This window comes from Streptomyces sp. So13.3 (assembly GCF_005860785.2).
GTDB lineage: Bacteria > Actinomycetota > Actinomycetes > Streptomycetales > Streptomycetaceae > Actinacidiphila > Actinacidiphila fildesensis.
The window spans coordinates 8747320-8762187 of the sequence record NZ_CP048835.1 but is presented as its reverse complement, the minus strand read 5'-3'; the positions used below and the strand labels follow the sequence as shown (position 1 = coordinate 8762187).

The window sequence follows — 14868 nt, the reverse complement described above, 5'->3', positions numbered from 1 at the left end:
CTCGAAGCATGGCGCAACGCCACGAAGGAGATCACTGGTGGTTAACGTCCCCGGCATGACGACCGACACGGGCCAAGCAGCTCTCAACGAACAGCAATTGCGTGACGCCATGGTGCAGAGCCTCATCGAGTTTGGAGCTGCCCGGGACCCCCGCGTCGTTGCCGCCTTCCGTGCCGTCCCGCGGCACCTGGCCACCCCCGAGGTGGAGCCAGCCAAGTCGTACGATGCGGAGTTCGCGGCCGTGACGAAGACGGATGCCACCGGCGTGGACATCAGCTCAGTTTCGGCCCCGAGGGTCCAGGCCATGCAGATCGAGCAGGCCCGGATCGAGCCCGGAATGGCCGTGCTGGAGGTCGGCTCCGGCGGCCCCAACGCGGCTTACCTCTCCGAGATGGTGGGGAAGGAGGGCCACGTGGTCACCATGGACATCGACTCCGAGGTGACGGACCGGGCAACGACCTTCCTCACAGCGGCTGGCTACCAGAACGTCACCGTTCTCACCGCCGACGCGGAAGAGGGCGCCCCCGACCACGGACCCTTCGATCGGATCGTCGTCACGGTGCAAGCCGCCGACATCCCTCCTGCCTGGATGCAGCAACTCAAGGAGGGTGGTCGGCTCGTCGTCCCCCTGCGGATGCGCGGCCTGACGCGCACCGTCGCCTTCGTCCGCGAGGGCGATCACCTGGTCAGCGACGGCTTCGAGCTGTGCGGCTTCGTCCCGATGCAGGGCGCTGGCGAGAACCGCGTAGGGCTTGCCGTCCTGCACGACACGGAGGGCGAGGAGATCGGCCTGCGCATCGACGGCCACCCCGAGCCGGACACCAAGGCGCTGTCCGAGGCGCTGTTCGCGCCACGGGCAACGGCGTGGTCGGGGGTAACTCTGGGCGGCATGGAGTCCAACGAGCACCTGGGCTGTGGTTGACGACGGCGCTGGACAACCTGCCACTGCTGGCAGCCAAGCCCGGCGCCCGCAAACGCGGGCTGGTCGCCTCTGCCTCGCCCCTCGGTGTCCCGACCCTCGTAGAAGGCGGCAGCTTCGCCTACCGCACCGTGCGGGCCACGGAAGAAGAGGACCGCTTCGAGCTGGGCGCGATCGGGCACGGCCAACACGGGGAGCAGCTTGCCCAGCGCGTCGTCTCCGAGATCCAGACCTGGGACCGCGAGCACCGCAGCGACCGCGCCCACATCGAGGTCCGCCCGGCGGGCACGCCGGAGGACCGACTCCCCGCCGGACGCCGCATCGAGCGACGGCACACGCGGGTCACGATCACCTGGCCCTAGCCCCTCCTCGGGCGCACGGCCAGGCAGCACAGCACGCAAGGCACATCCCTACCCACCTCTTCTGGAGGCATGAGATGGCACAACAGACGACCGGTTCCGTCCTCAAGGCGGCGACGGACTACCGCCCCGACGGGGACTTCGACCTCGACGTGTCAACCGTCGGCGCGGTCCCCGTCTTGGGCTCACTGCTGAACGACACGAGCGACAACTGCACGTCCACCTGCGCGTCCGCCTGCTCGAACAGCACCTGCATCGGCGGCTGACGTGACGCCGCCCCGAGGCCGACATTGCCATTGATGCCCGGCAGCGTCAGGTCCGAGGTGTTGACCAGCAGGTTGCCCGAGCCGACCTCCACCTGTGCGGAAACGTGATCCCCGGCGGAGAACGACAGCCGGGTCGCGTTGCCCCGCGCCCCGGCGCCCAGCATGGGCGACACGTGCGTGTCCGCCAGCGGCGTCAGGGCCGAGCACACACTGCCCTGACATGCCTGGACTTGCCAGTCGAACTCGGTGTTCAACGGCATCGACGTCGGGATCGTGTACCGGGCCACTGACCCTGAAGCGACCGTGACGGTGCCGCCGTTGACCAGGTCCCAGGCGCCGTTCGCCGCGTAGGTGCCGGCGAAGAACCTCGCCGTGACCTGCCCCCGGCGGGGCTGGACACCGTCGCGGTCAGCACCGGCTTCACACTGTCCACCAACGCCTCGGCCTGCGTGGGCACATCCGGCCCCGCCGCTACCGCCCGCACCGCCGCAACACCCGCAGCCAGCAACGCTGCGGTCGTCATTCCGCCCACCACAGCCATCCGGCCCGAGCCCGCACTCGGCCAGCGCCCGATCATCCGTTTCCTGCGCCCCACGACGTTCCCCACCCTGCATCGGCGCACCCGAACGGCACGCAACTTGAGGATCTTGCAGGATCGTCACACCGGAATGACGGATTCCGAACCAACAACTTCTTGCAGTAAGCGCCCTCATTGACCGTCAAATCAAGGATTTTCGCGTATCTTACCTGCGAATACATGTTCCATATGGAAACATTCCATTGAAATGCTGACATCGGCCGATGCCAAGCATCACATGTGCCCCTCCCCCTCGACGAGGTGACAAGACACATGGCTTGCGGAAGGGAATTGGGGGAAACCTAGACCACCTTGGCCTGCCCCGACGATATTTGGCATAGCCCCAGCGCCCGTCCTCATACGGCGCTCGGCGGTCGGACCGACACTCGGTAACGAGGCATGCGAGCGCCCGCCCTGGCCGCCTATGCACAGGCCCCCCGGAGCCGGCTGCCACCTCATGCCCCGAGATCCGTCACAGTGCTGCCATGCTGAGTCATCTCGCCCTCAACCCACCCCACCCCCCGTCGGCCGACACTGGCAACGCAGCTTCGCCCTAGTACTGCAACGGCGTTTGGCGTGACTGGTGGCCAGGACAGTCGTTGATCTGACTATGGGTGGGGAACTGGGTGATGTCAGGTCGTGGGCGGCGGGTCTGGGTGAGTTGCACGAGCGGTTCGTCCACCGATTCGCCCGGTCGGAGCCCCGGGAGTCGGCACTGGCGTATATGCAGGGGCTGATCGCTCCGCTCGAGCGGAAGAACGGCTGGACGCTCGCGGAGGAGGCCGGCCACGCGGCCCCCGATCGCATGCACCGGCTGCTGAACCGGTGCGACTGGGACGCCGACGAAGTCCTCGACGATGTCCGCGACTACGTCGTGGAACATCTCGGCGACCCGGAAGCGGTGCTGATCGTGGACGACACCGGGTTCCTGAAAAGGGGCGTCCGCTCGGCCGGAGTCCAGCGCCAATACTCCGGAACCGCCACCGAACAGAAAATTGTCAGGTGGGCGTCTTCCTCGCCTATGCTTAAGCCCGCGGTCGCACGCTGATCGACCGCCGCCTGTATCTGCCCACGTCATGGACCGATGACCGGGAACGCTGCCGGGCCGCGGGGATCGAGGACACGGTCGCCTTCGAGACGAAAGTGGTGACCGCCAAGGCCATGGTCCGCCGGGCGATCACCGAGAAGATCCCCTTCCGGTGGGTGACCGCGGACGCCGCCTACGGCTTCTCCAAAGGCTGGCGGACCGAACTCGAGCAGGCTGATGTCTTCCACGTCATGGCCACCACCCGCCACGACACCGTCGTGACCCGATGGGCGATGGACCACCCGGTTCACGACCTGTTTCCCGGACTGTCCCGGCAGAAGTGGAAACGCCGTTCCTGCGGCAACGGCGCCCACGGCCCCCGCGTCTACGACTGGGCCAGAGTGGAAGTCCGCCCGTGGCACCGCGAGGACCGCTTAAGACTGGGTCATCGCCCGCCGCAGCGTCAGCCGACCGCAGGAGATCTCCTACTACATCGCCTACTGCCCCGCCGAGACCACCCTCGACGAGCTGATCCACGTCGCCGGCAGCCGGTGGGCCGTCGAGGAGTGCTTCCAGACCGCCAAGCAGGAATGCGGCCTGGACGACTACCAGGTCCGCCGCTACCCCGGCTGGCACCGCCACATCACCCTCGCCATGGCCGCCCACGCCTGCCTGACCGTCCTGCGCGCCCGCGCGCCACACAGAGAAAGCAGAAACGGATCCTCCCAGCTCATCGCCCTGACCCTCCCCGAAATCCGGCGCCTGACCACCCGCCTGACCCGGCCCCGCGCCCACCTCACCGACCACATCCTGCACTGGTCACACTGGCGCCGACGACGACAATTCCAAGCCCGCATCAGCCACTACAAACGACGCGGCCACACACCACCAGAAACTGCACACACATCAGAGCAAAGACCGTTGCAGTACTAGGGCGCGTGTGGGGTTGTGATCTCGTGGGTCCCCGGGCGGTAGGGGCGGGGGGCTTTGGGGTAGAACGGTGGGGTGTCTCGACCTCAACTTTCGGATGCTGAGTGGGAGTTCGTCTCTCCGTTCCTGCCGGTCGGTGAGTACGGGCCGTACCCGGAGAACCTGCGGGCGCACTTCGAGGGCGTCGTGGCGGTTCAGGAACGGGGCGAATGGCGGGAGTTGCCCGAACGGTTCGGCACTGGTCGACCGTTTACGGCCGGTTTCGACAGTGGCGGGATGCCGGGGTGTTCACCGCGGTGTTCCAGGGTGCGATCGCCGAGGCGGCGAAGCGGGGCTTGGTGGACTTGTCGCTGGTCAGCGTGGACTCGACTACGGTCCGGGCCCATCACGATGCTGCCGGGATGATCGTGGAGCCCGAGATCCTGGACGCGTTGGAGAAGGCCGCCGCAGAAAAAGGGGCACCAGCCAGGAACAAGACGGACAACCGGACCCGGAGCGGGAGGAACGACGACGGGTGAGGCGTCGCCGCAAGGCCCGGCTCGCCGCCGCTGACCTGGGGCGTTCCCGCGGCGGACTGACCACCAAGACGCACCTGTCCTGCGTGCCGCAGTGCCTGCCCCTCTCCCTCAAGATCACCGCGGGGCAAGCCGGGGACAGTCCGCAGTTCATCCCCGTCCTGAACAAGATCCGCGTCCCCGGCCCAGTCGGTCGACCCCGCACCCGGCCCGACGCAGTCGCGGGCGACAAGGCGTACTCGTCCCGCAAGAACCGTTCCCACCTGCGTAAACGTCGGATCAAAGCGGTCATCCCCGAGAAGAAGGATCAGGCCGCCCACCGCAAGAACCGCGGCTCACGCGGCGGGCGGCCCGTCACCTGGGACAAGCAGCTGTACAAGCTCCGCAACAGCGTCGAACGCACCATCAACAAGATCAAGGACTGGCGCGGCCTCGCCGTCCGCTACGACAAAAAACCCGAAAGCTACCAGGCCGGACTCGAATTATGTGCCGGCCTCCTCTGGATCCGACACCTCGAATCACAGCCTTGATCACAACCCCACACACGCCCTAGTACTGCAACGGCGTTTGGCGTGACTGGTGGCCAGGACAGTCGTTGATCTGACTATGGGTGGGGAACTGGGTGATGTCAGGTCGTGGGCGGCGGGTCTGGGTGAGTTGCACGAGCGGTTCGTCCACCGATTCGCCCGGTCGGAGCCCCGGGAGTCGGCACTGGCGTATATGCAGGGGCTGATCGCTCCGCTCGAGCGGAAGAACGGCTGGACGCTCGCGGAGGAGGCCGGCCACGCGGCCCCCGATCGCATGCACCGGCTGCTGAACCGGTGCGACTGGGACGCCGACGAAGTCCTCGACGATGTCCGCGACTACGTCGTGGAACATCTCGGCGACCCGAAGCGGTGCTGATCGTGGACGACACCGGGTTCCTGAAAAGGGCGTCCGCTCGGCCGGAGTCCAGCGCCAATACTCCGGAACCGCCACCGAACAGAAAATTGTCAGGTGGGCGTCTTCCTCGCCTATCTTAATGCGCCCGCGGTCGCACGCTGATCGACCGCCGCCTGTATCTGCCCACGTCATGGACCGATGACCGGGAACGCTGCCGGGCCGCGGGGATCGAGGACACGGTCGCCTTCGAGACGAAAGTGGTGACCGCCAAGGCCATGGTCCGCCGGGCGATCACCGAGAAGATCCCCTTCCGGTGGGTGACCGCGGACGCCGCCTACGGCTTCTCCAAAGGCTGGCGGACCGAACTCGAGCAGGCTGATGTCTTCCACGTCATGGCCACCACCCGCCACGACACCGTCGTGACCCGATGGGCGATGGACCACCCGGTTCACGACCTGTTTCCCGGACTGTCCCGGCAGAAGTGGAAACGCCGTTCCTGCGGCAACGGCGCCCACGGCCCCGCGTCTACGACTGGGCCAGAGTGGAAGTCCGCCCGTGGCACCGCGAGGACCGCCGGCACTGGGTCATCGCCCGCCGCAGCGTCAGCCGACCGCAGGAGATCTCCTACTACATCGCCTACTGCCCCGCCGAGACCACCCTCGACGAGCTGATCCACGTCGCCCGTAGCCGGTGGGCCGTCGAGGAGTGCTTCCAGACCGCCAGCAGGAATGCGGCCTGGACGACTACCAGGTCCGCCGCTACCCCGGCTGGCACCGCCACATCACCCTCGCCATGGCCGCCCACGCCTGCCTGACCGTCCTGCGCGCCCGCGCGCTCGACACACAGAGAAAGCAGAAACGGATCCTCCCAGCTCATCGCCCTGACCCTCCCCGAAATCCGGCGCCTGACCACCCGCCTGACCCGGCCCCGCGCCCACCTCACCGACCACATCCTGCACTGGTCACACTGGCGCCGACGACGACAATTCCAAGCCCGCATCAGCCACTACAAACGACGCGGCCACACACCACCAGAAACTGCACACACATCAGAGCAAAGACCGTTGCAGTACTAGTGCTGAATTCCTCAACTTATGGGTATACACGGTGTGTTGAGGAGTGCGCTGGGGGGGTGGATGGTGCCGACATTGCTGCGGGCTCGGCCTGCTTCGGGTCCGGATGAGGCGTTGATGATCGACCGGCTGACGAGGGCTCGGAAGGCACCGGCTGACCTGGTGCTCAGAGCACAGATCATTGTTCTGAGCTGGGACGGTCTGCGGGTGGCGGCGATCGCCGTGGAGCTGGGGTGTCATGCGAAGACGGTGCGGTGGTGGCTGCACCGTTTCAATGAGCTGGGGGTGGAAGGGCTGGAGGACCGGCCGGTCGCGGGGCCGGTCGCCGCGCCGGATCACCGAGGCCGAGAGGTCCCGGATCATCGCGCTGGTCAGACAGGAGCCACCGGGACGTCTGACCAGGCACGAGGACGGCGAACTGGCGGCGCAGGACGAGTCAGGGGCACCGCAGTGGACACTCGACGCCCTGGCTGAGGCTGCCCGCCGCGGCGGCATCGAAGTGGGCCGGTCCCAAGTCCGCAGAATCCTGGTGGCCGAAGGCGTCCGATGGCGCCGCACCCGTTCCTGGATCCGCTCAAAGGACCGGGATTTCGAGGACGCGGGTCGTCGGCCTCTACACCTGCCCGCCCGCCGACGCGACGGTCATCTGCGTCGACGAGCTCGGACCGGTAATCCCGCGCACCTTCCCATGCGGCGCCGGGCTGGTCGCCGGACGGACATCGCATCAAAGCAGAACTCGACTACGGCCGCGGCCCGGAGAAAACCTGGGTCTACGGCGGCCTCCGCATCCGCGACGGACAGCAGGTCACCATGACCGCTCCGTCTCGCAATAGTGCCTTCTACCAGCAGTTCCTCCAACGCATCGAGGAAGCCAACCCTGCAGGCGACATCTATGTGGTGACCGACAACCTGTCCTCGCACAACAGCCTCTCGACCCGAACCTGGCTCGAGGACCACCCCCGCATTCACCACGTCTTCATACCCGTCAGCGCTTGCTGGCTCAACCTCCAAGAAGGCTGGTGGCGCATCTTCCGCAAAGTCGCACTCGCCGGCCACAGCTTCGCCGGACCCGACGAAATCACCCACGCCACCGAACTCGCGACAACCCAACTCAACGCCCGCGCCAAACCCTGGATCTGGGGCAGACCCGCCCCACCCACCCGACACCTACGCCGACGCTACGTCTACTGCCTTTGAGGAATTCAGCACTAGGCGGGGAGGGACAGCACGGGACCTTCCGACAACACGGTCATCGTCACCGGTGTGCGCCTCGCGGTTCGGGGCAGACCTCTGCCAACCGTTGGAGGTTCCTTAATGAACCTCCGCCAACGACCCATTGGAGAGGGGGACGCGCAGTGGCGGGCAAACGACTCATCGGCGCCGCACGCGAAAAGGTCACCACCCAACTCGCCACGGACTACGAGAACGGTGCCTCGATCCGCACGCTGGCCACGCTCACCGGCCATTCCTACGGATTCATCCACCGCGTGCTCGTAGACGCCGGAGTCACCCTCCGCAGCCGCGGCGGCCCCAACAACCGCTCCCGGCCCGGCCAGCCCACAACACTCTGAGCCGTGCACCTCTTGAGGCACCCGTGGGAGGAGGCCAGGCACGGCACCTGCGCGGCGGCCCGTGTACGCAGCGTGGCATCCAGCGAGGAATTCAGGCCCGCGGTCAGCTGCTGAAGAATCAGCAGTCCGGCCGTGGCGATCACCACCGCGGTGCCCGGGGCGAACAGCAGCGCCAGCCGCCACCGCAAGGGCATGACCGCTCACCCACCCGTCTCGGGCTTCGGAACCCGCAGCCGGCATCCGGCTCCGCGAACGGTCTCCAAATGTGCGTCCCCGCCCGGCTCATCGATCTTGCGCCGCAGATAGGCCACGTACTGGTCGACGACGTTGGACACCCCGTCGTACGCGAAGGCCCACATATGCTCCAGAATCCTGGTGCGGGTCAGCACATCGCCCGGATGCCGCAGGAACAGCTCCAGCAGCGCGAACTCATTCGGCGACAGCCGCAACTCCTCCCGCCCGCGCCACACCCTGGGGCCGGCCGGGTCCAGCCGCAGATCCCCGACGGCAAGGAGCACGGGCCGCTCGCTCGCGCCGCGGCGGACCAGCGCCAGCAGCCGCGCGAACAGCTCCGCGAAACTGAACGGCTTGGTCAGGTAGTCATCCGCGCCCGCATCCAGCCCATACACCCGGTCACCGACCGCGTCGACACCGCCCGGCCGACCCCAGCGACCCCATCCACGACCACCCCTTCCTGTTCCCCGTCCCGGCCGGTACCTTCGCGCTCTCCGCTCCAGGGCCCCGTGCCTCGCATCTCACGGCTCACGCAGCAGCGCCGTGACCTCGGTCCGGTTGATTCTGCGCAGCGCCAGCGTGAGGCCGATCGCGGAGATCGCCGGGACCAGGACGCCGAGGGCGGCCAGGGCGCCCCAGGGGACGGTGGCCAGGGGCGGGGGGAGGGCGAAGAAGAGGCTGAGGACGCGGACCGAGAGGACGCCGAGGCCCAGGCCGACGGGAATGCCGATGACGAGGCTGCCGACCACGGCGACGGCACCATCGGTGAGGGGACCGGCGAGCGTGCGCGGAGTGTCGGCGCCGACGGTTCGCAGGATGGCGAATTCCTTTCTGCGCTCCATCACCAGGAACGCGCCGAGCACGCCGACCCCCAGAGAGGCGATCCCGGCGGACGCGACCGCTTCGATCCGGCTCAGGCCGTCGAGGTTGAGCGCGGTCAGACCCCGCTGCTGTTGGCGGATGCGCTCGGCAAGCGTGGAGACCGCATAGCCGGCGGTCGAACCGTCGTGCCGCAGCTGGGCCGCGACCTGGGCCGGGTTGTGCCCGGAGGCCACATGGGCGAGGTAGAAGTCGGCCGGCGGCACCGGGTTGGGCACGGTCGAGGTGCTGATGACCATCTCCGAGAGCGGGTCGGTGGGTGGGAAGGCCCGGTACACGCCGACCACGTGCAGATCGAGCTGCTGGGACAGGTCCAGGTCGTCGGGGAAGACGGTGACGGGAATCGTGTCGCCCGGGGCCACCCCGAAGTCGGTGGCGATCTCCTGCGACACGAGCACACCGGACGGCCTGCCGGCCAGTGCGTCGAGCCCGCCGCCGCTGGTGATCTGCGGGGCGATGGCGGTGGCCGAGCGGTACGAGGCGGGGTCGACCGCCATGATCGTCTTGCGGTCGCTTCCGGCGCGGGCCGGGATCGAGTGGATCGGCGTCACGCCGTGGACGCCGGGTCCCGGGTGGGGCGGGGGCTGGACGAGTTCGGTGTTCGGGGTCAGCCGCAGGTCGGCGCCGAACGCCGCCCGGGCGTCGGTACGTGTTGCCGTGTGATAGGTGGCGGCGAACGTCGCCGTCTGGGTCCCGAACGCGACCGCGAGCACGCCGAGAGTCAGGGACACCGAGGCACGCGCGGGACGGCGGCCGAGCCAGCGCAGGGCGGTCGCCGGCCACGTCGTCAACGGGCGCGGCCGGTCGGGACGGCTGTACCGGGCGAGCAGCCGCAGCAGACCGCGGACGGTGAGCAGGCTGATGCCCAGCCACAGCGCGAGCGGTGCCAGCAGTACGTAGAAGGCCAGCGCCAGCGCGGGGCCCTGGACCGGCGCCGGTTTGAGCCCGCCGACGATCACGTTCCCGGCCAGGATGGCCAGCCCGACGGCCACTGCCACGATGTCCAGGTGCCCGCGGCGCCACAGCGGCGGGCGCGGGGGCGCCAGCAGGCGGCGGTCGGTAACCAGGGCCGCCTTGCGGCCGGCCCGAATCAAGGGAACGAGGCGGGCGGCCGTGACGACCGTCCCCACCAGGGTGGACAGGGCGACGGCGAGTGCCAGTTGACCCGCGGGGATCCCGTGCCACACGGCGTGGCCGACGCCACCGGAGACGGCTGCGGCGGCGGCGCCCAGGCCGATGACGGTCCCCACCCCTCCGGCAAGCGTCCCCTGGCCGACTGCCAGCCGCACCAGGTGGGAGTCCGACGCGCCGCGCAGCCGCAGCAGCGCCTCTTCGCGGCGATGCGCCTCGGCGAGGGCCGAGGCCACGGCGAGGCCCAGGGCGGCGGCCACGAGGACGCCCGGGACGCCGAGCAGGAAGAACAGCGTCCTGGCGTTGGTGGCGTCGGTGCCCGCTTCGTGCAGGGGTTCGGCGGCGTTGTCGGCGACCAGGGCCTGGCCGGGCACCTGCCGCTCCAGCGACCTGCGCAGCTGTCCCGACCATACTTCGGCGGCGCCCGGATCGGTGGGGTAGGCCCGGTGGTCGACGGCCACATGCGATTCGAGGCTGACCGGTGGCAGCTCCGACAGGCCCGGGTTGGTGATCGAGGTGGCGCCGCCGAGTGCCGTACGGGCGGCGGGCAGGATCAGGCGCCGGAAGGTGTCGTAGTCCACCATGATCGAGCGGGGAGCTACCACGACGTCACCTTGCACATCGCCCGCGGGGATCGCGAACCACGTCGTCGCGTCCCGGAGGTCCGCGCGTCCGGCGACGGGCAGCGACACGCCCAGCGGTTTGACGTCGCCGCGCAGGTCGATCGAGACTCGGGTCGCCCCCTTGAAGTCGGGCGAGCCCGCGACGGCGTCATTGAGCAGGACGCCTTTGCTCAGGTCGCCGTTGGTGTGCACCCACGGGTGATGCGCCAGGTACGAGGGCGATACGGCGGACAGCCGTGCGCTCACCCGCCCGGAGGCGCCGGGCGCCGAGACGACCACGTCCGCGCTTCCGAACACATCCGCGCTCTTCACCCCCGGCACGGTGCTCAGCTGCTTGCTCAGCACCTGCGGATCGATGCCGAGGGAGGTGCCCACGGCCCGCATCTCCACCTGGACCGGCGAGAGCGCGACCCTCGTCATGACGTGGGAGCTGTCGTCGACGTAGAGCAGGGTCGCGGCGAGCGTCGCCACGGGCAGAGCGACCGCGAGCGCGGCCAGCAGCAGGCGCAGCGGCGCGCGGCGTACGGTCCGCAGGACCAGCCAGAACATCGCGATCACTCCTCCGTACGGGGCTCGCCGGCCGCGGTGGTCGGGTCGTCGAGGGTCGGGCTTTCGGTGCTCGGTCCGCGTCCGGTCGGGTCTCCGCCTGGTGGGCTCCCTGCAGTCGGGTTTGCATCGGCCGGGCCTCCGCCGGTCGGGCCTGCATCGGTCCCTGGGGCGCCGCCGGTCGGGCCTGCACCGGTCCTTGGGACGCCGCCCTCGCCGCCAGGCGCTTCGAGCCGCCCCGAGCGCAGGCGGACGACGGTGTCCGCGTAACGGGCGACGGCCGGATCGTGGGTCACCAGCACCACGGCCGCTCCGTGCTCTCTGGCTGCCGCGAGCAGCAGCCGGACGACCGACGCGGCGGTTTCCGAGTCGAGGCTGCCGGTCGGCTCGTCCGCGAGGACAACGGCCGGATCGTTCACCAGCGCCCGCGCGATGGCCACCCGCTGCTGCTGACCGCCGGAAAGCTGGTCGGGGAGCTTCGCACCCTCATCCGCCAGGCCCACCCCGCCCAGCGCCCGCGCCACCCGGTCCCGCCGGTCCGGGGCGGGGATTCCGTCCAGGAGCAGCGGCACCTCGACGTTCTCGGCGGCCGTGGCCTGCGGCAGCAGGGCCAGACCCTGGACCACGAAGCCGCAGTTGCGCCGCCGGAAGCGGGCACGGTCACTGCCTCGCAGCGTCTGCCAGTCCACCCCTACGACCCGTACCCGCCCTTCGTGCTGCCGGTCCAGGCCGCCGAGCAGGTGCAGCAGCGTGGTCTTGCCGGCCCCGCTCGGGCCCGTGACGGCCACCACCTCCCCGGCCGCCACCGTCAGGGACACCCCGTCCAGGCTCTTCAACTCCCGCCGCCCGTCGCGGTGCACACGGGTGAGCTGGACGGCTTCCACAGCAGGCACAGGCACGGCGGGTACGGGCACAGCAGGCACGGCCCCGGCGGCCAGTCCGTCAGCCGGAGTGTCAGCCGGAGTCCGTGCCGCGCCCGGCTTCGATGACGATCCCATCGCGCATCCTCAGCATTCGGTCCGCCCGCTCGGCCACGAGCGGGTTGTGGGTGACGGTCAGAATCGCCGTGCCCTCACGGGCACGGACGTCGGCCAGCAGGTCGAGCACCTCGCCGGCCGTCTCCTCGTCCAGCTCTCCGGTGACCTCGTCGGTCAGCAGTACGTCGGGGCGGGGCGCCAGGGCCGCCGCGATCGCCACGCGCTGGGCCTCGCCGCCCGAAAGCTTGCCGATCGGCTGCCGGGCGTGGGCGGACAGGCCCACCCGCGCCAGCAGTTCGGCAACCCGAGCACGTACCTGCGCGGCCGGCCGCCCGTCCAGACGCAGCGTCAGGGCGACGTTGCCGGCTACGTCGAGCAGGGGATGGAGGTTGTCCCGCTGGAGGATCATGCCGATGTGGCGGCGACGGCGGAGCGCACGTTCCGCCTGCGGCAGCCGGGTGAGGTCCTCCCCGCGGATCAGCACCCGGCCGCCGCTGGGGTCGAGCAGACCCCCCAGGACATGGATCAGCGTGCTCTTGCCGCTGCCCGAGGGGCCCATCAGGCTGGTCCAGGCACCCTCGGGCAGGCTGATCTCCGCTCCGCGCAACGCCACGGTCTCCACGTCGCGCTCGCGGTAGATGAGATACAGCCCGTCGGCCTCGATGGCGAGGGCGGCGTGGGTGGCGGGCGCGGACATCAGCCGTACCTCACCAGGTCGATCACCTCGTGGTGGCCGCTGCGGACACGCTCGGAGTGGATCATGCCGACACCGGACGCGTACGACTTGTGGTCGGACTTGTCGGGGTTGAGCGGATCGGTGTCATTGGTGACGACCACGTTGTGGAACGTCCCCACCGGCACCTTCACCGTTGCCGTGGTCTGCAGCACCTTCGCGGTGTCCTCGGCCTGGCCTGGCCGGTACTCCTGGCGGTAGCTGTCGCCCGGCTTCGGGTGGGCCTTCATGATGATGCCCGGCTGGGCGGAGTCCACTCCGGCCTCCCATGTTCCGTGGGTACTGCTGATCTGGCCGTTGACGTACTCCGCGGTCGCCTCGCCGAAGTACCAGACATCTCCGGTCGAGGACTGCGCGTACCAGTCGGTGGTCTTCTCCACGAGCGCCCCGTTGCTGGTGACGGTGTCCCTGACGACCTGGCAGCGCACGCCCATGATCGTCCGGATCTCGGAGCTGATGACCACCTCGTCGCGCTGCGGCTGACCGTCGCGCGTGCCCTGATAGACGTCGGTCGTGTTCGGGCGCAGCGGGAAGTACGGGTTGGTGACGTGGGAGGTGAAGGCCGACGGAACGATCGTCGGGTGGTACGCCGGGTCGGCGGGAGTGGTCGGCGAGGCCGGTGAGGTGGCCGACGGGAGAGTGGTGCTGGACGACTGCGACGAGCCGCTCGAACCGCACGCGCCGAGGACGAGGGTGGTGCCGAGTACGACGGCGGCCAGCGCCGGCGGAGTGGCTTTGCGGGTGGTCATGGCCCCTCCCTGGGGATGAGGTGGATCCACATCGTGTGCAGGGACGGGTAAGGGACGATTAAGAGGCGCGGCGCTTTCTGCGGACGCCCAGGACAGCGCCCGTGACCGGCCGGGACGGGCTCTTGCCGTTCTCTTACCGAGGGTGCCTACGGTCGGTGCCAGGTAGGGTGGAGGTGTGGCGGTGGCAGCTCAGCGGTCCGGCCGGGTGCTCGTCGTGGAGGACGAGACAGCCCTTGCCACGGCGCTGGCCGAGGGACTGCGGCAGGACGGCTTCAGCGTCGAGACGGTGGGCGACGGACTGGTCGCATGGGACCGGCTGCTGCACCACTCGTACGACTTGGTCCTGCTCGATCTGATGCTTCCGGGGCTCGGCGGCCTCACCTTGTGCGCAAGGCTGCGCGACGCGGGGGTGACCACACCGGTGCTGGTGCTCACCGCCCGTACCGCGGAACGCGACCAGCTGCGCGCCTTCGACACCGGGGCCGATGACTTCCTGGCCAAGCCGTTCTCGTACCGGGTGCTGCTGGCCCGGATCCGGGCGCTGACCCGCCGCTCGACCGCGGCCGACGCGCACCTGCTGGTGGCCGGTGACCTCGTGCTCGACCGCGGCGCGCGCCGCTGCCGGCGAGGCGCGGTCGACATCGAGCTGACGCCGCGGGAGTTCGCCCTGCTGGAGCTGCTCATGGCCCGCGCCGGGCACACGGTCGGCAGGCGCGCGGCGCTGGACGAGGTGTGGGACTTCGCCCTCGACGACGAGTCGAAGGTGCTGGACGTCTACATCGGGTACCTACGCCGGAAGGTGGACCTGCCCTTCGCCCGGCACACGGTCCAGACGGTGCGCGGGGTTGGTTACCGGCTCGATCCCAAAGGCGGTTAGC

Annotated in this window: 13 protein-coding genes and 3 pseudogenes; 10 read left to right on the top strand and 6 right to left on the bottom strand. The window is 69.3% G+C overall.

Translation table 11 applies throughout. The features are described 5' to 3' along the window. Positions 1-55: 55 nt before the first annotated feature. Positions 56-922 carry a methyltransferase, FxLD system gene (gene fxlM, locus C8250_RS39060; protein ID WP_244809664.1) on the top strand — a complete coding sequence of 289 codons (867 nt, stop codon included), beginning with the start codon at positions 56-58 and terminating at the stop codon, positions 920-922. Next, positions 919-1281, top strand: coding sequence for a hypothetical protein (locus C8250_RS44130; protein WP_244809662.1), 363 nt, complete (start codon positions 919-921; stop codon positions 1279-1281). The genes fxlM and C8250_RS44130 overlap by 4 nt, the downstream gene beginning before the upstream one ends. A 118-nt stretch (positions 1282-1399) precedes the next feature. Here the strand turns inward: C8250_RS44130 and C8250_RS44125 are convergent, their stop codons facing one another. Then, the gene (locus tag C8250_RS44125) at positions 1400-1804 is read right to left on the bottom strand and encodes a hypothetical protein (protein ID WP_244809660.1); all 405 of its coding nucleotides are present in this window, start codon (positions 1802-1804) and stop codon (positions 1400-1402) included. A gap of 927 nt (positions 1805-2731) precedes the next feature. Here C8250_RS44125 and C8250_RS39050 point away from each other — a divergent pair. The 7 genes and pseudogenes from C8250_RS39050 to C8250_RS39025 all read left to right on the top strand — a co-directional run bounded on the left by C8250_RS39050 (position 2732) and on the right by C8250_RS39025 (position 8118). After that, positions 2732-3890 (top strand): annotated as a pseudogene (locus C8250_RS39050) (IS701 family transposase). Between the two features lie 263 nt (positions 3891-4153). Beyond that, a pseudogene (locus C8250_RS39045) lies at positions 4154-5123 on the top strand (IS5 family transposase). A 76-nt stretch (positions 5124-5199) separates the two neighbouring features. Further along, positions 5200-6359 (top strand): annotated as a pseudogene (locus C8250_RS39040) (IS701 family transposase). A gap of 209 nt (positions 6360-6568) precedes the next feature. Further along, on the top strand, positions 6569-7021 hold the full coding sequence (locus C8250_RS44120) for a helix-turn-helix domain-containing protein (RefSeq protein ID WP_346268788.1): 453 nt from the start codon (positions 6569-6571) through the stop codon (positions 7019-7021). Further along, entirely contained in the window at positions 6906-7361 is a 456-nt protein-coding gene (locus C8250_RS44115) for a hypothetical protein (RefSeq protein WP_244809924.1), read from the top strand. Before C8250_RS44120 ends, C8250_RS44115 begins: the two co-directional genes overlap by 116 nt. Continuing rightward, positions 7271-7744 carry a transposase gene (locus tag C8250_RS39030; protein ID WP_187145309.1) on the top strand — a complete coding sequence of 158 codons (474 nt, stop codon included), beginning with the start codon at positions 7271-7273 and terminating at the stop codon, positions 7742-7744. Before C8250_RS44115 ends, C8250_RS39030 begins: the two co-directional genes overlap by 91 nt. Before the next feature lie 158 nt (positions 7745-7902). Continuing rightward, entirely contained in the window at positions 7903-8118 is a 216-nt protein-coding gene (locus tag C8250_RS39025) for a helix-turn-helix domain-containing protein (protein ID WP_138358136.1), read from the top strand. 200 nt (positions 8119-8318) lie between these two features. Here the strand turns inward: C8250_RS39025 and C8250_RS39020 are convergent, their stop codons facing one another. From C8250_RS39020 to C8250_RS39000, 5 genes are all read right to left on the bottom strand, one after another. Further along, positions 8319-8747 (bottom strand): response regulator transcription factor, encoded by a 429-nt coding sequence (locus C8250_RS39020; RefSeq protein ID WP_269289289.1) that lies wholly within the window; start codon positions 8745-8747, stop codon positions 8319-8321. Positions 8748-8873: 126 nt separating this feature from the next. After that, positions 8874-11534, bottom strand: a complete 2661-nt coding sequence (locus C8250_RS39015) for an ABC transporter permease (RefSeq protein ID WP_138358140.1) — start codon at positions 11532-11534, stop codon at positions 8874-8876. Between the two features lie 5 nt (positions 11535-11539). Next, positions 11540-12424 carry an ABC transporter ATP-binding protein gene (locus tag C8250_RS39010; protein WP_244809658.1) on the bottom strand — a complete coding sequence of 295 codons (885 nt, stop codon included), beginning with the start codon at positions 12422-12424 and terminating at the stop codon, positions 11540-11542. A 61-nt stretch (positions 12425-12485) separates the two neighbouring features. Beyond that, positions 12486-13205 carry an ABC transporter ATP-binding protein gene (locus C8250_RS39005; protein ID WP_138358144.1) on the bottom strand — a complete coding sequence of 240 codons (720 nt, stop codon included), beginning with the start codon at positions 13203-13205 and terminating at the stop codon, positions 12486-12488. Next, a complete protein-coding gene (locus tag C8250_RS39000) occupies positions 13205-13990 on the bottom strand; it encodes a hypothetical protein (protein WP_138358146.1) in 786 nt (261 codons plus the stop codon). The genes C8250_RS39005 and C8250_RS39000 overlap by 1 nt, the downstream gene beginning before the upstream one ends. Before the next feature lie 181 nt (positions 13991-14171). On the opposite strand from C8250_RS39000, the gene C8250_RS38995 reads away from it, so the two are divergent. Next, positions 14172-14867, top strand: coding sequence for a response regulator transcription factor (locus C8250_RS38995; protein WP_198358876.1), 696 nt, complete (start codon positions 14172-14174; stop codon positions 14865-14867). Position 14868: the final 1 nt, after the last annotated feature.

Bases quoted from the DNA above. Each gene is read 5' to 3' on its own strand.
- fxlM (WP_244809664.1), top strand. From the start codon at position 56: ATGACGACCGACACGGGCCAAGCAGCTCTCAACGAACAGCAATTGCGT.
- C8250_RS44125 (WP_244809660.1), bottom strand. From the start codon at position 1,804: ATGCCGTTGAACACCGAGTTCGACTGGCAAGTCCAGGCATGTCAGGGC.
- C8250_RS44120 (WP_346268788.1), top strand. From the start codon at position 6,569: ATGGGTATACACGGTGTGTTGAGGAGTGCGCTGGGGGGGTGGATGGTG.
- C8250_RS39015 (WP_138358140.1), bottom strand. From the start codon at position 11,534: ATGTTCTGGCTGGTCCTGCGGACCGTACGCCGCGCGCCGCTGCGCCTG.
- C8250_RS39005 (WP_138358144.1), bottom strand. From the start codon at position 13,205: ATGTCCGCGCCCGCCACCCACGCCGCCCTCGCCATCGAGGCCGACGGG.
- C8250_RS39000 (WP_138358146.1), bottom strand. From the start codon at position 13,990: ATGACCACCCGCAAAGCCACTCCGCCGGCGCTGGCCGCCGTCGTACTC.